The 23,265-nt window shown below is 45.0% G+C and carries 13 protein-coding genes; all 13 read right to left on the bottom strand.

Annotation, left to right across the window (positions count from 1 at the left end; all coding sequences use genetic code 11):
- Positions 1-160: 160 nt before the first annotated feature.
- The gene (locus ACVBDU_RS05180) at positions 161-1,810 is read right to left on the bottom strand and encodes a RagB/SusD family nutrient uptake outer membrane protein (RefSeq protein ID WP_447178697.1); all 1,650 of its coding nucleotides are present in this window, start codon (positions 1,808-1,810) and stop codon (positions 161-163) included.
- Positions 1,811-1,839: 29 nt separating this feature from the next.
- The gene (locus ACVBDU_RS05185; RefSeq protein ID WP_447178698.1) at positions 1,840-5,292 is read right to left on the bottom strand and encodes a TonB-dependent receptor; all 3,453 of its coding nucleotides are present in this window, start codon (positions 5,290-5,292) and stop codon (positions 1,840-1,842) included.
- A gap of 173 nt (positions 5,293-5,465) precedes the next feature.
- Positions 5,466-6,626: a FecR family protein gene (locus ACVBDU_RS05190; protein ID WP_447178699.1), complete on the bottom strand. Its 1,161-nt coding sequence runs from the start codon at positions 6,624-6,626 to the stop codon at positions 5,466-5,468.
- A 151-nt stretch (positions 6,627-6,777) separates the two neighbouring features.
- Positions 6,778-7,374: an RNA polymerase sigma-70 factor gene (locus ACVBDU_RS05195; RefSeq protein ID WP_447178700.1), complete on the bottom strand. Its 597-nt coding sequence runs from the start codon at positions 7,372-7,374 to the stop codon at positions 6,778-6,780.
- A 360-nt stretch (positions 7,375-7,734) separates the two neighbouring features.
- On the bottom strand, positions 7,735-9,180 hold the full coding sequence (locus ACVBDU_RS05200; protein WP_447178701.1) for an alpha-L-fucosidase: 1,446 nt from the start codon (positions 9,178-9,180) through the stop codon (positions 7,735-7,737).
- Between the two features lie 7 nt (positions 9,181-9,187).
- Positions 9,188-10,777: a beta-N-acetylhexosaminidase gene (locus tag ACVBDU_RS05205; RefSeq protein ID WP_447178702.1), complete on the bottom strand. Its 1,590-nt coding sequence runs from the start codon at positions 10,775-10,777 to the stop codon at positions 9,188-9,190.
- Between the two features lie 25 nt (positions 10,778-10,802).
- Positions 10,803-12,881 (bottom strand): glycoside hydrolase family 2 protein, encoded by a 2,079-nt coding sequence (locus ACVBDU_RS05210; protein ID WP_447178703.1) that lies wholly within the window; start codon positions 12,879-12,881, stop codon positions 10,803-10,805.
- 321 nt (positions 12,882-13,202) lie between these two features.
- Entirely contained in the window at positions 13,203-14,567 is a 1,365-nt protein-coding gene (locus ACVBDU_RS05215) for a M60 family metallopeptidase (protein ID WP_447178704.1), read from the bottom strand.
- A 59-nt stretch (positions 14,568-14,626) separates the two neighbouring features.
- The gene (locus ACVBDU_RS05220; protein WP_447178705.1) at positions 14,627-16,009 is read right to left on the bottom strand and encodes a beta/gamma crystallin family protein; all 1,383 of its coding nucleotides are present in this window, start codon (positions 16,007-16,009) and stop codon (positions 14,627-14,629) included.
- Positions 16,010-16,094: 85 nt separating this feature from the next.
- Positions 16,095-16,484 carry a hypothetical protein gene (locus ACVBDU_RS05225; RefSeq protein WP_447178706.1) on the bottom strand — a complete coding sequence of 130 codons (390 nt, stop codon included), beginning with the start codon at positions 16,482-16,484 and terminating at the stop codon, positions 16,095-16,097.
- 181 nt (positions 16,485-16,665) lie between these two features.
- On the bottom strand, positions 16,666-18,450 hold the full coding sequence (locus ACVBDU_RS05230; protein WP_447178707.1) for a RagB/SusD family nutrient uptake outer membrane protein: 1,785 nt from the start codon (positions 18,448-18,450) through the stop codon (positions 16,666-16,668).
- A 21-nt stretch (positions 18,451-18,471) separates the two neighbouring features.
- On the bottom strand, positions 18,472-21,933 hold the full coding sequence (locus tag ACVBDU_RS05235; protein ID WP_447178708.1) for a TonB-dependent receptor: 3,462 nt from the start codon (positions 21,931-21,933) through the stop codon (positions 18,472-18,474).
- A gap of 126 nt (positions 21,934-22,059) precedes the next feature.
- The gene (locus ACVBDU_RS05240) at positions 22,060-23,085 is read right to left on the bottom strand and encodes a FecR family protein (protein ID WP_447178709.1); all 1,026 of its coding nucleotides are present in this window, start codon (positions 23,083-23,085) and stop codon (positions 22,060-22,062) included.
- Between the last annotated feature and the right edge of the window lie 180 nt (positions 23,086-23,265).

Below are 23,265 nucleotides of genomic sequence, written 5' to 3' on the forward strand. Positions count from 1 at the left end.
TAATATTTCTTGTTCTTTTAAAAACTGCCCCCTGCCTTCAGACAGGGGACAGCCTGTCAACTAACTAACTCTGTCAACCGGATCCGGTCAACTCAAATCGGACTTTATGTTTTGTCTCCCGGTTTATTATTGAACATTTCACCATATCAAACCACGATTGTCAATAACCCGGGTTTTGTTCCAATACACCTTCGGACAGGTCCATTTGCGATTGCGGTACGGGCATGAGGTATAATTTATCTTCCCATACCCGGTCCTGTGCAATGGTATTTTTCAGGTTTTTGATATTCTTCATCACTTCCGGGGCGATCTTCCACCTGCGGATATCCATATACCGGTGACCTTCCAGGGCCAGTTCCACTCTTCTTTCGTTGCGGATCACTTCCCGTAGCTTTTCTTTCGTATTGTATACATTCCTGTCTACAGGCGGCATTCCCGCTCTTTCCCGTACATGGTCCAGGGCATTGTATATACCGGTATCGGGACCGCTCAGTTCATTTCTGGCTTCGGCATAGGTCAGCAGGACTTCGGCATAGCGCAGGAGAATAACATTGGCGTAGTTCCCTATATTTTCCCGGTATATCTTCGGATCGACAAGTTTCCGGAAATTATAACCGGTCTGAGACATGTTGGAAGCTCCTTGTACCCATTCGAATGTAAATCCGTCTTCTATGGCATTCCACGGTGCCCCGGGAAACATTATGGTTGCGTACAGGCGCGGGTCCCGGTTGCGGAATTCTTCTTCAAAGGCAGGGTCTCCGCTGTTATACCATCCGGCTCTTTGCTCCGGTGCGGGAAGGGTTACCGGTTCTCCTGTCTTATAATTGTTGTAGCTGTTTACCAGTTCCTGTGTGGGAGTTACGGAACTCCATCCCCCGATAGTTCCGGGAGGCAGATAGGTATTGAGAAAATTGTCATCTATCTGGGCTATACGTTGCCTGTCCAGGATCACTTCGTTATTTCCTTCGTATTCTTCGTGAAATAATGCCTCATAACTGCGTAAGCCCAGTCTGAAGTTCTGCTCGTCTTCTTCATTGTCGAAGTCTACCCAATGGTTATAATTATCTTCCAGGTTGATCTCGCTTTCGGCATCCAGTTCAAAGAGGTCATATACCCTCAGGTCCATTACTTTCTGAGCGGCATCTACGGCTGCCTGCCATTGTCCTTCATAGAGGTGGGCCCTTGCTTTGAGGGCCAGGGCTGCCCCACGGGTGATCCTGCCTTTTTCATCGGGTTTTCCTCCCGGGTAAGTTACCGGAAGAATTTCCGCTATCGCATCCAGTTCCGTTACAATGAAGTCCAGTACTTCTTCTCTCGGGGTACGGGGAATATCCACTTCATCTATTTCGAGAGTACGGGTCACCAGTGGAACGGCACCGAACTTACACATCATCCGGAAATAGGAATATGCCCGTACAAAGCGTACTTCGGCTTTATACCTGTTGAGCAGGTCCGGGTCTGCATTTTCCACGGCATCCGCATTTTCCAGGAAATAATTGCACCGGCGTTTATCTTCATATCCCCAGCCTGCATTATCTGCAGTGATTATACTTCCTGCAGAGATCACCGTAGCTTTACTTTCCCAGGGATATTGTGCATGCGCATTATCGGAAGAACCGTCGTCATAGATAAATCCCTCAGCGGGCAACTGGCTGTAGATACCGTTTACAGCTTTGTACAGGTCTTCTTCCGTTTTCCAAAACGTTTCTTCAGAAACATCATCCAACGGTGGTCTTTCCAGGAAATCATCGGAACAGGATACGGTAAGCATTATAAGTGCCGTACATGTATATAGAATTGTCTTTCTCATTTTTTATATTTTATACCATTAACAAGGGGTTAAAACCTGAAATTAAATCCGAGGGAAAAGGTCTTTATCCCGGGATAACCTCCCCGGCCCGATCCCAGTTCCGGATCGTAATCAGCCAGGCGTTTGTCTGCCATGAACGTAAGCGGGTTATTGGAGGTGCCGTATACGCGCAGCATGGTCATTCCCAGTTTTTTGCTGATCTCCTCCGGAAAAGTATACCCGAGGGTAATGTAACGTACCCGGAAATAAGCAGCATTGAATAACCAGAAGGAGGATATGTTTTCGTAATTATGCGTTCCGTCCTGGGACAGTAATAACCGTGGAAAATCTGCATCCGGATCGGGATTGGCTTCCGTCCACCTGTTTTTGAGTTCTTCTTTTATCCCCGCGCCATTAAAGAAAGGGAAGGACGCTTCATTGGCCAGGTAGGTCTTTACCTTACCAACCCCATAGGTAAGTACTTCAAAACTGATCCCTTTGTATTCGGCACTCAGGTTAAAACCGTAATTGAACCACGGAACATCGTTACCGATAACTACACGGTCTTCGGCATTGATCACCCCATCGCCGTTAATATCCTCGTATTTGATATCTCCGGGAGCAGTCGCGGCCGACTGGTACGCGTGATTTTCCACATCGGCAACATCCTGGAAAAGCCCATCGGCCCGGTAACCGTAAAAATCACCTACGGATCCTCCTACTCTTTCTATCCAGTAGCTGTTTATCCTTTCCTCGACACCTTGTCCCAGGTTCAGTATCTCGTTATCTATAGTGGAAAGGTTTCCGCCGATAGTAAACCGGAAATTCTCTCCTATCCTATCGGAATAATTAACAGCGAATTCAAAGCCCTTGTTCCTGGTTTCGGCGGCATTGACATAAGGAATGCCGCTATTCGGAAATCCGTAAGTACTCAGTACAGGTAATTGCGTAAGTATTCCTTCGGTTCTTTTAACATAGTAATCGGTTACAATATTTACCCTGTTACCAAAGAGGTTAATATCAAGCCCTATATCCAGCATTTTCACTTTTTCCCAGGTGGCTGAAATATTAGAACCCCTGCTCTGCCAGGCTCCTCCTTGTGCAGTATCTTCGAAATTATAGGCGTAATCGAGGTTCAGCACATCGAAATAGTTACCTATTCTGACCACATTCTGATTCCCCAGTGAACCCCAGGATCCACGGACTTTCAGGTGATCGAGCCAGGAAATATTTTCCATAAAGGATTCCTTTGAAACAATCCACCCGGCCGAGAAAGACGGGAATACGGCACGCCTGTGATCGGGATGAAAACGGGAAGAATAATCTATACGTGTATTGGCTTCGAGCAGGTATTTATCGGCAAACATATAATTTAACCTTCCGAAAAAGGAGCGCATGGCCCATTCTTCCTGGTTGCTCCTGTTGGCCTGTCCGTCATCGTCAGAACTTATGTCTTCCGAATTCCCGGAGCCACTGCCCACGGTTTCCATATCGTTGTTGGGGAAGTTTTTCCTCCCGATAAAAGCGGTCCTGAAAACATTGCTTTCCTGGCTTGCTCCTACGGTGATCTTCGCATAGTGCTCCTCTCCGAAACGGCGTTCGTAATCCACAGTTCCCTGGATGAGGAATTCCTGTCTTTTTCTCCAGTATTCCGTCATTTCATTGGGCGTTACCCTTGTGGAGTTTATTACATCCCCGGTGAGGAAATTGTTTATGGGATCCATGGTACTGTTAAAAGACCAGGAATTGGAATTGGTATACTTCAGGGAAGTCAGTCCATTAATGGTCAGTCCTTCCAGGGGAGTAAGCGAGGCGTTGGCGGCAAGCTGCAGGTAATTGTCCCTGTCCCAGCCGCTTCCTCCTTCTTCCAGTATACGTAACTGGTTGCGCCGTGCCGTTTGTGCATTGGCCACCCCTCCGTCTATGGAACCCCACTCTCCATTGGACTGGCGTACTACCGATGTAGGAAGAGAACGGTTGAGTTCCGTCCAGCTCATGTTCCCTCCGTCCCGATCAAAATCTTGTTTGATAAAAGAGAAGTTTGTTCCGACTTTCAACAGGTTCTCTACGATATTGCTTTCGGTATTGAGTTTGGCAACGATACGGTCCTGTTTTTTACCCGGTATCAGGGATTCCTGGTCAAAATATGTGAGGCCCAGATAGTAATTGGTGATTTTCCCCGGTGCACTGATATTAAGACTGGCTTCCCTTTGTGGCGCTGCCGAGTGCAGTACGGTCTTATACCAGTCCGTATCCGGATACAGATCCGGTTCGGAACCATCTGCAAATCTTCTTATCTGGTCTTCGGTGTATAACGGATCTCTTCCTTTATTGCCCAATGCTTCATTATACAAAGCAGCATAGTCCGCAGAATTCACATAATCGGGTAATTTGGTAGCGGATTGCCACCCGTAACTCGTATTGAACTGTACGGTGGCCTTTTCCCCTCCTCCACGATTGGTCGTAACCACAATGACCCCGTTTGCCGCGCGTGAACCGTAAAGTGCAGCAGAAGAAGCATCTTTAAGTACTGACATACTGGCTATATCATTGGCATTCAACGATGCAAATTCCTGTGATGTTGCAGGGATTCCGTCTATGACATACATAGGACCGGGAGAACCGAGGTTACTGCGTCCCCTTATGGTTATCCCTCCGGTATTGCCGCTTGTTCCGTCGGAATTACGTCCTACATCCCCGGGGCGTTGCAGTATGGTTACCCCGGGAGCTATTCCCTGAAGGGCATTTTGCGTGGAGGCTACGGGACGGTTAGCCAGTTTTTCGCTGCTTACGGAAACTACGGCACCCGTAAGGTTTTCCTTTTTCTGTGTTCCGTATGCCACTACGATAACCTCATCGAGTTCGGAAACGTCTTCTTTCAGGACCACATCTATCGCGGTAAGGCCGTTTACAGGGACTTCTTTTGTTACAAACCCAATATAGCTAAAGGATAATACAGCATCTGTCCCCGAGACCAGAAGTTCGTAATTCCCGTCAAAATCGGTCGCTGTTCCGTTTTGTGTACCTTTCTCCATGACAGTCACACCGGGCAGAGCATTTCCATTCCCGTCCTTCACTGTACCGCTTACCTGTACTTGCCGGCTTTCCGTGATTCCCTGGCCATTCTCTTTTTCTTTTGCTTCGTTAACGGTGAGAAATATTTGTTTTTTTACAATATTATATGTCGTTCCGGTGTTTCCGAAAATGCGGTCCAGCACCGAGGTGATCTCTTCTTCCTCGGCTTTGACGGATACTTTCCGTTCCAGGTCTACATCCCTGGTCTTGTACACAAAATGGTAATCGCTCTTACTTTCTATAACATCTATCAGACGTTCTATGGTGATGTTATGCATATCCAGGGATATCCTGGATTTTTGGGAATAGGAAGTATTTGCCTGTGCTGTCAACAATACAATACTCAAGAGTATGGTACTGATCTTCATTTTTGTTTTAAATTTGACATGCAACATCCACCCCTTCCTTCCGGAAAGAAATTTTTTCATACTTTTAAATGTGTTTAAGTGTGGTTAAATTTTGATTTAATCACCATTTTCAAATCGGAAAATGGTCCAACATTTTCCGATTTTTTATTGATGATCCTGCCTGAACAGCATTAGTGCCATGGATAATAGCTATTCGCTTACTGGTCGTTTCATAGATATTTAAGTTTTAAGTGTTAGTTTATTGTTATGTTGTCTCCTTCTACCGTATACCGAATGCCATAAGTCATCTTAAAATATTCCAGTACTTCCTCCACAGGTTCCCGGTCGAAACTGGCATTGAACTCTTCCCCGGCGAGAGTTCTGTTTTCCATAGTTATATCGACATTATATTGTCTTTCAAGCTTTTTGAGAATATTTTCGAATGTCATATTCCGGAAAACCAGTTCCCCGCCTATCCACGAAGTGTAAACCGAAGTTTCTACCGCACTTATATCTATATTTTTGTCATTCCGGTGAAAACTTCCTTTGTGACCCGGGGTCAGCATGGTCCCTTTCTCCGTATGCCGTATATCTTCATACATGCCTACCGACCCTTCCACCAATACCACATCGGTGAGATAATCTTCCGGGTAGGCGGAGATATTGAAACGGGTGCCGAATACTTTTACATTTAATTCTTTCGTATTTACCACAAAAGGATGTTCTTTATCTTCGGCCACTTCAAAAAATGCTTCTCCGGTGAGCTCTACTTCTCTCCTGCCTTCACCGGGAAAATTTTCCGGATATTTCAGAGAACTGCCCGAATTCAGATATACTATAGTGCCGTCCGAGAGTTCCACATCGAAACGTTTTCCGTAAGGAACTTTTAAAGTGTTATAGGAAATATGCTTTTCGTTCTTCCCGTTTGCAACATAGGAAATCCGGTTTTTATCCTGTTTCCCCACTACAAGGCCGGAAGCATTATGCACTTCCCCGGAACCTTCGGGTTTTATAACTTTTATTTGCCCGTTATCCAACTCGAGGGTAATTTCCTCGTGAACCTCAATCACCCGGTCTTTTCTTAATAGGGAACTTCCGAAGAAAAGACTACCTGCGGAGATCAGAACTACGGCCATTGCTGCGGCCATATAATATTTTCTCCGCACCTGTTTTCCCGCTTTCCCTCTCTCTATAACTTTAGCGTTTTTCCGTATCCGGTTGTAAACATCATCGGCTGTACTTTCTTCCATCCGGGGAGTTTCCCTGAGCATGACCAATACTTCGTCAACCGAAGGTATTTCTTCCGAATGTTTATGTGTTTTTAAATACGCTACGATCTCTGCAATCTCCTCCGGCGAACATTGTCCCAAAGAATATTTTTTAAAGAGTCCGCGTATATTTTTATGATCTTTCATTAAAAAATGTTTTCGAGCACATTTTGTATATATAATACAGTTGAAAATTCCGTTGGTACTATTCCGAAACGGATTTTTTTTCTTTTTATGAAGATTTGATACTCCGGTTGTTGTTCTATCAGTGGAAAAATGTCGGAGATGGAGATGAAAATCACAGGTTTCCCAGGAGAAAGGCTGCAATTATAAAAGTGACGTCGCTATGTGAAAAAAGAAAGTTCCGGATGGTTTCCAATGCGCTGCTCATCTGGTTTTTTACGGTGCTTACGGAAATTCCCAACTCACTGCTTATCTCTTCGTAACTCTTGCCTTCTTTTCTGGACAGTTCAAAAATACGTCTTCTTTTAGGCGGGAGTTTTGCTATGGCCTGTAGCCTGATCTTCTCATAATAGGCATCATCGATCCTGTTTTCTGCGTGGTTATAGGTTTCTCCCCTGCCATAGAATATTTCTTCCCGGAGCTTACAGTCATTTGCCACCTTATGCAGAAAATTAATGGCAAGATTCCGGGTTATAGTGAATATGTAGGCCCTGAAGGACAGGTCGGGATTCAGGTTTTCCCTGTTCAACCATATTTTGAGAAAAACATCCTGGACAATCTCTTCGGCATACACGTCATACTTCAATATACTTTTGCCATACGCATATACATCCTGGCTATAACTATCAAAGAGATCCCGGAACGCTTTTTCATTATGGCACATCAGTTCTTTCACCAGTAATTTCTCCCTGTTGTTCTCTCTTGTGCGCATGGACTTTACATTTCTAACATTAAGGTTGTTACAATTTTATACCGCTAAAAAACGACCTCTTTCCGAAGATAAATTTTGCAAAAACTAAAAACGGGTACGAACACATTTTGTTTTAAAAAAAATCGCTTAAATGTTCGTTTTGACTCTTAATTTTTCACAAAAAATCTTAAATAAATCTTAAAAAACATAGCTAATATATGATTTTTTTTATTTCTGCAAAACAATTATTTCTTTTTCCCTTCCCGGAATTCTGCTAACGTTCTTAAAATAAAAGACCGCTTTTTCTCAATTCTAAAGAGAAAAAGCGGTCTTTAAGGTTTAGTCAGTCCAACAGGCTATACGCCCTTCCGCCGGGAATACTCAGGTTTTTGCTTTCTGATAATGTCCTCCATCAGCATCAGACTCCGTCGTTTCTATTACAATAACAAAAGGTTTTTTTACCGGAATCGTCGGTTTGTAATGAACAAAATATTCATTGCGATGTATTTCTTCTATGGTAATATCGCTTTTGGATTTCTCCTGCAGATATGCTTTATCCAGTCTGGTATTGTTGGGTACTTGTACACGAAGCGCCCCTGACACCGGCATATTGAATACCACCATATATTTTTTACCGGTTTCCCGGTTTACGGTATAATATCCCCAATCCTGTTTCTTCCAATCCAGGTACCCGCATCCATAAACCGCCTCTTTATTTACATCCATCCACGCTCCTATTTCCGCTGCTAGTTTTGTTTCTTCGGGGCGTATATTTCCCTCACCATCAGGTCCGAAATTAAGAACAAAATTGCCATCCAGTGATACGGATTTAACGAGCATCTCTATCAGTTCGTTACTCGTTTTCACATGGCCTTTCCAATCGGAGTGGTACCCCCATTGATTCTCCGGAATAGTCATCACACAATCCCAGTCATTTCCGTGAATATCTTCTATCGTTTCCGGTATTTTTCGTTCCCAGCCCTGTTCGTAATCTCCCATCATATCGCCATTGGTGTCGAAGTGGCGATTGCCGTTTTCATCGGCCCGGAAACGGCTTCCTATGATAAGGCCGGGGATCATTTCGCGCAGTTCGCTGCCCAATTCGTCTGCAAATTCCGCTTGTTCTATCCAGGCTTTATCCCAACTGCCGTCAAACCAAAGTCCTTTGGTGGAGGGATAACGTTCCAGTAATTCCACCAACTGGTTCCTGGTAAAGGTCTTGAAGTCTTCATATTCCTTCCGGTCGGTCTCACTTTTCAGGCTGCTCCGGTAACCGGGGTGGTTCCAGTCTATAATGGAAAAATAGAGATATACATCAATACCTTCGGCATCGTAAGCATCGACCAGTTGGCCGATAATGTCCTTTTTATACGGGCTTTTGGCTACGGTATAATCCGTGTACTTACTGGGCCACAAACAAAAACCGTCGTGGTGCTTGGTGGTGATGATCACATATTTTGCTCCCATTTCCTTAGCTTGTTTTGCCCATCCTCTGGCATTGAATTTCTCCGGATTGAATTGCTTGTAGAGATTATCGTAAGCCTCTTTGGGCATTTCTTTCCAGGAGCGTATCCATTCCGCAGCTCCGGGATAGTATTTACCTTCCCAATGCCCGCCGGGGATTGCGTATACCCCCCAGTGGATAAACTGCCCCAGACCGTAGTTCCGCCAGGTTTGCATGTGCTTGTCTGTTCGCTTACCGAGACGATGCGATCCGTGTTCGAGCTTTACTGAAATTCTCTTTTCTTCTTTTTGCGATTGGGCATTTAATCCCGTGCCAAACGCTAAAAATGCTGCCAGTAAATAGATAAACGGTGTTCTTTTCATGGTTTTCTTATTTCTTTTTAGTGTAAACTGGTTCCGGTGTGGTTGCCGGATGTATCGGGTTGTAGTAATATATTTTTTCATTTTGGTAAAGCTCCAGATGACCTTCCAGCCTTTTCATAAAAAAGGAAAGGTCATTGCGGTCTGTGGTCCAGGCAGATTCAGACAGGGCTGCAATACGGGGAAAAAGGAGGTAATCCAATCGTTTTATGCTGGTTACGGTCTCTGTCCAGAGGTTGGCCTGCACCCCGAGTATTTTTTCAACGTCCTCCCCTCCTGTCCAGTCTTTGACTGAAAAGCGGTATACATCAGCTAAGGCATTGAACTTTCCTCCCCATTTGCGGCCGGAATCATGGGTACTATCCTGGACAAAATCGAAATAATAGGGCAGCCTGGGGCAAATAACCGTCCGATAGCCCTGTTGCAATGCCTGGTGTAATTGTTCTGGCTTATCATGTCTCCACCAGAACATTACGGTCTTATTTGCAGGAAGGTTCGTGCCGGCCAGTTCATCCCATGCCAGGAGATCAGCACCCATGGCGTAAACGGAATCGGCCATACGCTTCATAAAATAATATTCCACCTCTTTTACATCTTTTAACCTGTGCCTGGCCATCAGTTTCCGGATGCCTTTGTTCTGCATCCACTTATCGTTGCCAAAACTCACTTCATCCCCGCCGAGATGGAGCATTCCCGATGGAAAAAGGGCATGTACTTCCCTGAGTATAGCGGTAAGATAGCCGTAGGTTTTCCCGTTTCCGGGATCGAATGTAAATTCCGGGTGTTGTTCGCTGCCTCCTCCACTGTATTGCGGGTAGGCCTTATTTGCGGCAGTGGCATGTCCGGGCATATCGATCTCCGGTATGACGGTAATGTTCCTTTTCCCGGCATAATCGACAATTTCCGCAATATCCTGCTGTGTAAAGTATTGTGCAGGCTTAGCGGGATCGTTATGGTCCCCGATACCTCCTACCGAGGCCAGTTTTGGATATTTTTTGATCTCGATGCGCCAGCCGGGTTCGTCCGTAAGGTGTAAATGCAGGCGGTTCAACTTATAAAAGGCCATCCAGTCTACCAGGGACAATATTTTTTTCTTCGGAATAAAATAACGGGACACATCGAGCATAAGCCCACGCCAGGAATATTGCGGATCATCTCTGATCTCCCAGCCGGGGATCTCCACCTTACTGTCCACCTTCCCGCCGTTGACGATAAGCTGTAATAAACTCATGGTTCCGTTAAACACACCCGGAACACCGGAAGCCCTGACTACTATTCCTTCCGGATCGATATGAAGTTCATAGGCTTCTTCCGGCGTGTTGTCTTCCGTAAGTTCCAGTCGGATCACCGGAATATTTCCCGGCTCTTTCCCCGGAGAAAGGGAAATCGCCGTAAACCTCATCACCTGCGACCGGAAATAATCTGCCGTTCCTTCAAGAGATGGTTCAGAAATAATGACCGGGGTATCCTCTCCCATAACAAAAGTTCCGCTTCCCTTAACGGCTTCCCGCGGAAGGGGAATAACCGGACAGGCTTCCCCGGCAGCCTTACAGAAAGACAAGACCATGCAAAGGATCAGTGTTATGCCATTCTTTTTCATCGGTTTATTATTTTTGATTGTTTTGTTATTCCAGTATCCATTCCATTTCGTCCGTAAGGTCTTTTCCCCGGCCTTTCGCGGTGGCCCCGATCTTGTTCACTCCTTTTTGCAGTTGCACATCGAACAACCGGTGTTTGTCGTTTACTCCTTGTTTACCCGGTACTTCTTTTCCGTTCACGGTGAGGGTCACATCGTCCAGATTGGAAAAGAGCTGCACGGTGGTATTTGCTTTTGTGCGTTTATTGTCCCTCCTGTTGGCCAGGTAGATCATGGGCTCAGGATTCCAGTTGGCCTTGTACCAGTAAAAGGCATCTTTTTTCCGTTTGCGGTCAAAAGTGATCAATCCTTTCAGGTTCCGGGCATTTACACCGCCGCGGTTCCACATGGGTACGGCAAATTCGAACATATTCCATAAATAGGAAGCTGTAATATAGGGATGTTTTTCGATGATCGCCCATTGCTGAATATGGGTTTCGGTCTGGTAGTTTTCCGGGAAAAATTTACCGCTTACCGGGTTGCGATTTTCCGGTAAATCCTCGGCACCCTGGTCAATATTTCCATCGGCCCCGTATTCGGCGAGGACAACCTTATAAGCGGGATATTCTTTTTCCAATCCGCTCACCCAGCTTTCGAGATCGCCTATTTTCCCTTCATACCAGCCATAATAGCGGTTCATTCCCTGTACATCTCCCGCCAGGTTTGCCGGTCTGTCCATTTCACCGTATCCGCTTACGGCCCCCGTAAGCCTGTCCGGGTCGTTGGTTTTGGCTATATCATTGAGTTCGCGCGTAAGTACGGCGACATATTCATCCGGATTTTTGGAGTACACCTCGTTGTGCATACCCCAGATGTATATGGAAGGGTGATTGAAGTTCTGCCGGACCAGTTCGGTCATCTGCTGTTTGGCGTTGGCCGCTTCTTCCCGGCTGTAATTGTTCACAAAAGGAATCTCCGCCCAGATAAGAAAACCCATTTTATCGGCCAGGGAATAGATATTATCGGATTGCTGGTAGTGTGCCAGCCGGATGGTAGTAGCTCCCATTTCCCGGATGAGTTCCATATCTTCCTCTTCTTGTTCGGGGGAAAGGGCATTGCCGTATTGCCAGCGATCCTGGTGACGGGTTACGCCATACATGGGATATTTTTTACCGTTCAGGAACATCCCTTCTCCCGCCCTTAATTCAAACTTTCGTATTCCCAAAGGTTGTGTTACGGCGTCCGTTTCTTTTCCATCCTTTTTTACGGAAGTGGTAAGGGAATACAGGTAAGGGGCTTCTATGCCCTGCCATAAACGGGGTGACCGGAGTGTAAGTTGTTGCTCGGCAACTGTTATTCCCTGCGGACTTACGGTTACTTCTTTTTCTTCTTTGGCGACCTGTTTTCCTTCGGCATTACGGATAACGGTTTGCAGTATAACTTGTTTTGTTTCTCTTTCCTTGTTTTCGAGTTTTGCTTTGACGGTTATACCTGCTTTTTTACCGGATACATCCTTTTGTGAGATGTAAATACCGGGAGAGGCATGGTCGGTAACCGTAATGTTTATTTTGTCCGTAACGATCAGGTGGACAGGACGGTATATTCCGCCGTATATGGGAAACAGAAAATGATTTACCGGGAGGACATCGGGTCTTGCTTCGTTATTGACTTTAACTTCAATGTTATTGTCTTTACCGTAATCCACACTATGTGTAATTTCGAAGGCAAATGCGGAATAGCTTCCCTTGTGCTCCCCGATAAACCTGCCGTTTACATAGAGAGACGCTACGGAACCAACTCCCTCAAACCTGAGAAAAAGCCTTTTTCCCTTCCATTCTTTGCTGACATGGAGTTTTTTACGATAGAAGGCATCGCCGGTATAGAAATTTTTATCGCGTTGCATATCTTCTTTATTGTACGAATGCGGTACTTCTACTTCTTCCCATTCCCGGCTGATAAAGCCGATACTTTTATCGTAATCTTTCTCTCCTTTTTTGAATTCCCAGTTTTTATGGAGATTAATAACCTCCCTTCCCTGGGCATATCCGCCGGAAACAAAAATGATACTCACGGCGATAAAAACTGTAATTCTGCGGATAGACAGGTCTCTGCCATTACACTTCGACATTAAGCCGGTTCGGGTTACTTTTCTTCTCAGTAGATAATTTTTTATTCTCATGTTTGCGGTTACAGTATTTTCAGTCAGGTTATTTCTTGCAATATAAAATAATTCTAAAAAATGGGCTCGAACACAATATACTTATATCTCCGTTTTTTTGTTAAAATAAGGCTCTCCCCCCGGATCAGGAAGAGGAGAGCCTGTGAAATAAACTAACTAACTCAAAACTCAAATCGAGTATGAGACTTTTATCTGCCCTCCTATTCCCGGTACTTATTACGGCAAACGGAATGGCGGGCAGTTTTTCCGGGGGCGAAAGTTTTATTTTAACTATTCGTCCCGTAACAATGTAAGGTCTTCCGCCGGCGCCGGCAGGTTCAGTGCTTCGATTTCGTCATATACGCTTTCGGGTACGGGCAATCCCCATTTCCGGAAGAAACCGGTAAGGTCGTTACCGGATACACTACATGATTTCAGCATAAAATACCGCATTTTGTCATTGTTATCTCCCGGTTCCGGGTTTTCCTCCCTGGTTTCTTTGTGTAGCTGAATGTAAAAATCGTTTCCGTAAGCCAGCCATAACTGGTGAAACAAAGCCATACGGACACCATTGGATGCTGCGGATGTATTAAAATTACGATCTTCATCCGGCAGTGCCAGGAAAGTTTCTACGGCGGGCCATTCGTTATTCGTGCTTACCCTGGAAGGCGACAACCCGAATTCCCTTTCGGCTGCAAGAGCGTAGATATTTACCGTAGATTCCACCACTGTGGACCAGGTCCAGGCGGCCTGTTGATGGACATGCCCGGCTTCGTGCCACGGTCCCCAGCCATTGGTACCTCCAAGTTTTTCGGGCAGCAGCAGCCTGTCTATTATTCCCTGGGTAAAATACAGGGCTATACTTGCCGCCATATATCCCCCGGATTCCGGGTCACGCACGGTAAGCAGGAACCTGTAATCCCGGTTTTCGTGAACGGGAGCCGATCCGTCCAGGCCGCTTATTGCAGCTTCCGCCTCCATAATCCTGTCCAGGTAATCGCACATCAGGTCCTGGTCCTCGTCTTTATGAGTTATGGCGTCTTCTACTCCAACGGTGAGCATGGTGTGATCGGTAACAAACATAACATCTCTTACATCACCGAAGACATCCAGCATCTGTAACCATTCGCCCTTTGTGGTTTCTCCTTTTACGTAATAAGGCACTTTTTTAAATCCATCCCCGAATTCGATTTCCGCGGAACTGTTGGGGTCTTCGGTAGTGACGTAACGAACGTAAACTGTTCCGCCGTATTCATCGGCTACAAAGGTGTTTTCCCCTTGTTCTACATCGTAATACGTCCGTATAGGCCTTATGTTATCCCGAAACGGGGTTCCCACCACGACCTGTGGCATCCGGTTCCCGGTAAGCTTATTGGCTGTTACTTTCAGCGTATCGAAAGGGTTTACGTGAAACCCGGTAGGTAACATGTCGTTGTGATTTCCCCGCTGTGCCAGGCGTTCCTTTACCTGGCCCTGGGTAGGGCCTTCTTCGAATGTTTGCAGGCGACTGGCCCCGAGCGATTCTTCAATCGGAATGCTGTCTCCCGGCTGCGGAAGATCATCTCCCGTTCCCGACGGAAAATCACAGGACGCCGTCAAAACGGACAGGGCTCCCCAAAACAATACGGTTTTCACTCTTTTTGTGTAGGTCCTCATAATTTGTAATTTTTTATTTGGTCAATACTTATTGAGCTCATCTTGACTTTTGTAATTGGCTAATCTTCTTCCACAATTATGGAAGATGTCTTGTCGTTGAAAGCGGATAAGAAGGAGACATTCCCTGTGGTTACCTCATAGGATTCTCCGGTAAAATTATCTTCGGAATAAAGGGTAACTTTAAGACCGAGGGGCACTCTTACGGAACTGATATCGTTGTCTATTCCTCCCAGGGCTACAAGCTGACTTGTTGTGTATGAGCCCGCTTCGAGTTCTACTCCCCATCCGTTATAACTGGAATGCTGGTACACCCCTACTTTGGTTTCCGGGGTATATTCGCCATTTACAAATTCAAAAGAATAGGTATGGGTTTTAATGGTTCCGTTTTGCATGAGCAGTTTTACTTTCAGTTCGTACGGCCAGTCTCCGTGGTCCTGTATTTCCTGTACCGGCAAGTTTATGCTATAGGTATTACCACTCAAAACCACACCTCTCCAGCCTACGGAATTGTAGTCTTTGTTCACTCCGGACCCTTCATTGTTCACATTGGGATCTAACCAGAACAGTATATCACTTACGGTCTTGTCACTGGTAAAGCTGCCTTGTACATGGAGGCTCTGGGTAACATCATCAAAAGTCAGTTGCGGACTGGCCGTGGTTGTAGCCCCTTCGTATATGTCAGGTACCGGCGTAGACTGAAATATCTGGTTCCTGTTAAGGATTGCACAATCCACCTCGGTAATAAATGTGGGCTGTCTTCCGAAAGTAGTGTTTCCCGATCCCATCAGAGAAGTTCCGAGAGATTGCTGTTCCGAAACTGTTGCTTTATTGTGGGAAAGTCCCAGTCCGTGACCGAGTTCATGGAGCATTCCCCCGATATAGTTAGAAGAAGTTACGGGAATCTCTTCTACTTTGATATTGGGATTGTCGAGAGCAAAACAGCTTCTCCCGGAACCGTAGAAAGGCTGACTTCCGCCATCTGTCCGCTCCGGAAGGATTATAAGCGTATGCTCACTGCTGAAATCTTCCGGGTGAACCTGTTTATAAGCGTTGATCTCACTGATAATGCTACTTCCGCTTCCGTAATCGTAAGTAGCCTGGTCGTGTTCTCCCTGGATGGTAACCAGCTTAACGCGATTATTTATGGTATCTACAGGAAGACCGAAAGTTTTCTGACCGAAACCGTTACGATCCATTTCCGACTTTACATAGTCCTGAAAATAAATGAGAAGTTCACTCAAACGTTCTTCGTAATCCGCTACTGCGGGGTTATCGGTAGGAACAAAATATACGATATTCAGGTTTTCCGGATGCGTTACAAACCCGGGGGTCGGTTCTTCCGGAAAAACTTCTTCTCCTTCCCCCGGAAAGTCGCAGGAAAAGGTTAAGAATAAGGTACTCCATAGCACCGCGGACAATGTCCATTTGCATAAAGTTTTCATAATTTAAAATTGATTTTTAGGTTAATGAATTGCTGTTAAAGATTCGAATTGGAAAATTGGTGTTCTAAGAATTTTATTTACCGTTTTAATTTACGGTATATGCCCCATTCGGTTTCGGGGAAGCTCTGTAAGATTGATTCCCTTCCGTAAAAGCCAGGTATACTCCGGCTACAAAAGGACGAGGGGTAACAGTATCCCACTTTACACGTAAAACAAGACTGTTTCCACTACCTGAACTTCCACTGCTTACCTGAACATTTTCTATCCCCATATCCACAAACCATTCGATAATGGGTATGCTTAAAGGATCTGAAAAATAGGCGGGAGAGTTATTTTGGTAGACAACGAAATCCACATCAAAATTAGAATTGATCGAATAATGAGGAACCAAATAATAAGTTTCTTCATCATACTCCTGCCCGAGAACGGGAAGACTCAATAAGGACATTAACAAAATAAAAACTGCTTTTTTCATTTTTAAAGTTTTAAAAGGTTATACAATAGTTGGTCAAAAAAAGGGTTTTGTCGACTAAGAGACTGTCTAAAACCGTGGTAATCTGTGGTTGAAAATTATAGTTTAGAGCACAGCAGACCTGCCCGTATTACACAGGTTTTAAAAAAATGCTTTTACAGGAAAATCTGCTGTTTGCTCTGTATCAGTTCGACTCCCAGCCCGGGTTTTGTTCCAGGTTCGGGTTGAGTACCAGGTCTTCTATGGGTATAGGAAACAAGTACTGACGGTCATTCCAGGTACGGCCATCGGGCAGTACTTCGTAATAGGGCAATATATATCCTTCTCCGCTGAGAAATACATCTGCTCCCACCACAACTCCCGGGAATTGCTCCTGTACGAATTTTATTCCTTCCACCGGTTTTTCGAGAAATTTTCCGGCTTTCCATCGCATCAGGTCATCCCACCGGAAGTTCTCGAAGGCCAGTTCCACACGTCTTTCTCTTCGGATTTCCCGGAGTACGGGTTCCGGAACATAATCACAATAGGTCGCATAATCGTTGTCCAATACCGGATCGGCAGGTATACTACCGAGATTAAGTGCCGGCATATTTACCCTGGCCCTTATCCGGTTTATAGTTTGATCTATGATATCCTGGGATACCTGTCCCAGTTCATATTTGGCTTCGGCATAATTAAGCAGGATTTCTGCGTAACGGAATATGGGAGCAGCCTGCATTCCACGTGTGAGCAGGCCCCAGTCGTCTGGCTCATTAAAGAACCATTTGGCGACCCGGTATCCCGTAGGACACCTGTTTCCGCTAAGGCCGGGAATATTGGGCAAGGGGGCATTATCTGCTCCCATTACTCCTTCTGCCAGGGCATACTCACCGAAATTGCAGATGGTTTGCCGCAGACGCGGATCGCGATTGAGCATTTCCTGTTGTATGGAATCTTTTCCCTGGAACAGCGGACTGTTCGCAATCGGTTGCCCGTCAATACACAGATAAGAATCTACCATGACCCTGGTAGCCCCGTGACGATGGCGTAAATTCTGGGCGTAGTACCTGCTGAAAGCTACACCGAGATTTTCATTGGCACTGTATTCTTTCCATAAAATAATTTCCGGGTTATCGGCATAGGAATACTGCGCAAAAAGATTGTGGTAATCTTCATTGATATCCCCCGTAGTATATATGGAATACCCGGCATTCATCAGCTCTTCCGAAGCTTCTGCACTAGCTTCCAGAAACGCAGTCCCTTCCAGTCCGAGTTCGGTATGGTATTTCCGGTAGGTTCCTTCAAAAAGGCCTATGCGCGATTTCAGGTGTAAGGCCACATCCTTATGGATCCTTCCCGGTTTTTGCGCTCCTTTTTCAGGGAGATAGCCAATAGCATCATCAAGTAACTTCATTACAGAATCCATAACTTCTTCCCTGGGGGTACGGGGTGCATATAACGCTTCCGAATTGGTTTCCAGGACATGAGTATACCACGGCACATCGCCGAAGATCTTTACTTTTTCATAATAGTCCCAGGCTTTAAAGAACATTACTTCCCCCAGGTATATATTCCTTACTTCAGGATCTACATCTCCTCTCTGGTAATTATCAAGAAAATAATTGAGCTTTCTCATATTCCCCCAACTCCAACCTCCGCTACCACTACCCCCGGTAATGTGATCATTGTATTCGTTGGCGGCTACCCTGGAATAAGTATTGGGTGCAGCATTGTCGGTGATAACGTCCCCGTACGGAATAGTAGCTTCGTTATAGCCATACGGACTAACGTTATTTTGCCCCCACCCATAACTAAAACCACGAATATACTCAGCATACAAATCATTGCAATACAACTCCAGGTCCTGTTCTGTTTGCCAGAAGTTTTCATCGGTAATCTGGTCGAGGGGATACCTTTCCATAAAATCATCGTTACAGCTACCCGCCAGAAGCCCGGCACATACTGTTAAGACTATATATAATTTCTTCATTTGGAAATATTTTAAACGTTGTTAAAAGGTTACCTGCAAGCCAAGTGCAAAAGACCGCATCATGGGATAATCGGCACTCATCAATTCGGGGTCAAACACATCAGGTACTTTAGTGTATTCCCAGATATTGTAGGCCGATGCGGACAAACGCAATCTTTCCACCTTGATCTTTTCACTGATCTCCTGTGGCAACGTGTAACCTAATGCCAGGTTTTTCAGGCGTATGTACGCTGCATTTTGTATAAACCTGCTTTGCACCTGTCTGTTGGCTCCTTTGTTTTTATATACCGGGAAATGAGCATCTCTTCGCTCGGGTGTCCAGGTATTGTTATAAATATCCCAGGTCCCTGCTCCGTTGGCCAATCCTCCCCAGTATAAACTTTGAGAACCATCTATCCAGTAATCCCTTTTTCCTACCCCCTGAAAAAAGATGTTCAGATCGAAATTTTTCCAGAAAGCGTTCATATTCAAACCAAACTGGTACCGTGGGGTATTGTTGCCTATGACCTTCTTATCTCCGGGATTCTCCACCGTCTGTTCTCCCGGGCTTATTTCGCCGTCACCGTTCAGATCGGTATAACGGGTATCTCCCGGGAACCACTGGGAATTGAGTAAATGCTGACTTGGAGCGGCTTCTATCTCTTCCTCAGTCTGAAAGATCCCGGAAGTCTCATAACCCCAGATCTCTCCCATTTTTTGTCCTTCGTATAAGCTGCTCAATAATTTATTCGGGTTTCCGTCAAAAGTCACGACCTCGCTTTGATAATCCCAAAGGTTCAGGCCTATATCATATCTGAAGCCAGACTTAAACCGGTCTCTCCATTTTACTTCCAACTCCCAGCCTTCGGTTTGCATGGCTCCCGAATTCTTTGTGGGTGAGGATGCTCCCAGAACGGCCGGGAATTTATCGCCTGCTATCAGTATGTCCGTGGTTTTTCTTCTGTACCAATCAAAAGAGAGGTCCAGTTTATTGTTGAATAGTGTCATATCTACTCCAAAATCCAGGGTAGTAGAAGTTTCCCATGTCAGATCAGCGTCTACCAGCCCGGGAGGCCTGACACCTATGGGGCGTATCCCGTTAAACAAATGCTGTACCTGGGAAACTGTTCCGTAAGAAGGGATATAGATATAATTGGCTACATTCTGGTTTCCGAGACTACCGTAACTCGCCCTGAACTTCAATTCGTCAAATACTGGTTTTAAGAATCCGGTAAAAGATTCTTCCGAAACCCTCCAGGCCCCTGAAATGGATGGGAAGAATTTAAACCTCCGGTCTTTCGGGAACCTGGAAGTGCCGTCATAACGTCCGTTGGATTCAAGCAAATAACGATCATCGTAATTGTAGGTTATCCTGTAAAAAGCCCCCCTTACGGCCCAATGGCTTTCACCATCATAGGCATATTCATTTCCCGTAGTCTGGTTTATCACAGGAATATTGGGCGATAAAATTCCCTCTCCTCTCCCCCTGAGATGTTCATACCTCAACCATTCCTGGTTAAATCCGGCCAGCAGGGAAATATCGTGTTTTCCCAATGTGGTATCGTAATTGGTGTAAACATTCAGCGTATACTGATCTGTGCGATCACTCGTTTTATCTATGTAAGACGGGTTGGTATGGGAGTTTATAAGATTGTTCCAATCGTTTTCTACACGCAATAATTCGGGCAACACCTCTTTTCGCCTGTAATTCCTGGACATATACGAGAAATCTGCTTTCAGATCCCAACCTTTCAAAAGTTTTATGGTAGGGGCTATTTTCATAAGCAAGCGCTCGTTCATGCTTTTTCTATTCGATCCATAACTCATAAAGGAGAGGATATTATCCGTATATATCTCTCCCACCGGAGAATCCGCCGGGGTTTTGATGGGCATATTGATATTCCGGAAAGGTTCCTGCGCCATAGCATACCACCAGCTACCTTTTCCTCCGGGGCTGATGGGTTCTTCATATACCGTGTTGTTCCAGGAGATCTGGTAATCCATCCCAAGCCAATCCGTTATTTCGGACCCTACATTCACCAGTACATTATACCTTTTGAACTTATCCGTATTTATTTTATAGATCCCTTCCTGGTCCTGGTAGCCCAGGGATATCATATAGGTATTCTTTTCCGACCCTCCCCTCAGGCTCAGGTTATGCTTCATCATGGGTGCGGCGTTGCGTACCGCTTCATCATAAGGTCTCGTATTCGCTACCCATATTATACTCCCTCCCGGGCTCATAATATAAGGGGGATTCTCCTCAGGGTTATCCATATATGCCTTAATAGCATCCAGTTTGTCATACATATCTCCGGAAGGGGTGCGGTTTTCATACTCGACCGCTTTTATCGCTGCATCCTGTATGGTATAGGCATCCAGGAGGTCCGGACTTGCCGAAGGACGGTTATACTGGAAAGAAGTACTGTAAGTGATCTGTGGTTTTTGTGATTGTCTTCCTTTCTTGGTCGTTACCAATACCACACCATTAGCGGCACGGGCACCGTAAATTGCTGCCGAAGCAGCATCTTTCAGAACACTTATACTCTCTATGTCTTCCGGGTTGAGCATATTAATATCCATTTGCACCCCATCTACCAAAATAAAAGGAGCTCCGTTAACAAATTCACTTCCGGATAATGAAGTCCCTCCCCTGACATTAAAAGAAGGGGTAGCATTTGGGTTTCCGTTGGGTATACTGATATTGAGGTTGGGGAGCACGCCCTGCAAAGCCTGCCCGAGATTTGCCACAGGCCGGTTTTCGATGGCTTCTGCCGTTACCTGGCTCACGGCCCCGGTGAGATTTACTTTCTTCTGGGTTCCGTATCCTACCACAACTACTTCTTCGAGATTGGAAACATCTTCCTGTAAGGTAATCTGTATTTCCGTTTGTCCGTTTACCGGGATCTCCCGGCTTATAAAGCCCATGTACGAAACCAGCAATACGGCATTTTCATCGGAAACGGTTACAGCATAATTCCCGTCAAAATCGGTTTGTGTGCCATGGGCCGTTCCTTTCTCCACCACATTGGCACCTGGCAACGGCATTCCTTCCGGATCTGTAACCGTACCGGATATTTCCACGCCCTGTACTGTCTGAACGTTATTGTTGGTTTTGTCAGCTTCGGGTATTTTTGCCGACTTCTTGCGAACAACTACCTGCCTGCCATCCAGTTCGTAAGTAAGATCGGTCTGGCCGAATACCTGGTTCAGGATATCCTGTAATGTAATGTCTTTTGCCGTAAGGGAAACCTGTTTGTTTTCATCTAAGGTGCCATCCTTATAAAAGAATATGTACTCACTCTTTTTTTGTATTTCTTCGAATAAATATTTTACCGTAACGTTTTTGACATCAATATCCATTCGCGTCTGGGCGGAGGAATGACTTGCATAAACCGAAGATAATCCGATGCCGATAAAAAGAAGAAAAATTCTCATCGCAGTCCACAAGTACCTCCATAAGGGAAATTTCCCCCAGGAGCCAGGGTTAGCATTTTTATTCATACTTTTGTTGTGTTTGTTGATTAATTTTTACTGGTAAAGCACAGTAAGGTTAATTTCTTTCCACCGGGGGATGTTGGAGCATCTTCCGGTTTCTTTTTGTAATTCTACGGTTTCATAAATAAAGTTTTAGTTAATAATCCATTGGTCGTTTTCTTCTGATCTGAAATAATTGAAATCGGTGGTCTTGTTTATTGTTCGTATTACGTTTTCCACACTTTCCTTTAAATCGAGATAACCGGAAAATGTCTCTTTTGCCAATTTCTCATCTTCGATCTTTATCTCTATATTATAATACCTGGACAGCTTTTTTACGATATCCTCCATTTTACTGCTTTTGAGGATCAGCACGCCTTCCTTCCAGGAAAAGAAATCTTCTACGTCAACTTCCCCGGAGGTCATTTTACCGGTGTTCTTTTCGTATTCGGTCATGGTTCCCGGTGTTATTTTAATGGTTTCTTTCCCCTTCCACATTCCGTCTCCTTTATACTCCACCTCAACGCTGCCACTCTTTAACACTGTCCTTACCGAATTATCTTCTTTGTAGTTGCTCACATTAAATACCGTTCCCAATACCCGGATTTTATGGTTATCGGCAAGTACCATAAAAGGCTTTTTCGTATTATGGGCCACTTCAAAAATTCCTTCGCCTTCCAGGTAAACCTCTCTTTTATCCTTAGGAAAAGCAGTCGGGTACACTAGTCTGGAACCGGAATTCAGCCAAACCACAGTGCCGTCCGAAAGTTCTATCCTGGACCTCCTGCCATAGGGTACAATAAGCGTGTTGTATGCTGTATTTTCTTTATCCGTATTCTCCTGGGAAATAGTTTTTGACTTCCCTATAGTCACTTTCCCTCCGGTCTGCGAATAGGTTATGGTAGAATCGCTCTCCGCCAGTTTAACACGCTGTCCTTTTTCTAAAATAAGTTCTACGTCGCCCCCGTTTTTTTTACTATCCTCATCCAGGGTTCCGGCATAATTATAAATAGCGGAAGGTTGCTCTCCTCCCAAATAAAACCACCCTGCCGATAACATCAGTACGGCACATCCAAGAACAAGAGTTCCCCGTTTTATCCTTTCGCGCCTTTTATAGCCTGTTACGGACCTCATTATCCGTTCTTTTAATTCCCTCTTTTCTTCCTTTTGGATATTCACCGTAGCTTGTATTGTTTTATTTTTTTCGTTTACTGTAATTCGATTATTGTCTCCTGTTGAAAAATAATGTTGTCGAACACAATAAAAACACCTTTACTATATAAGAGAGCATTTTTGATCCCGCATAGACAATTTTTTAAATATTTTTTTAAAAATATTTAACCTGTTTTCCTAAAAAAA

It is taken from the genome of Sinomicrobium endophyticum, from assembly GCF_052983315.1.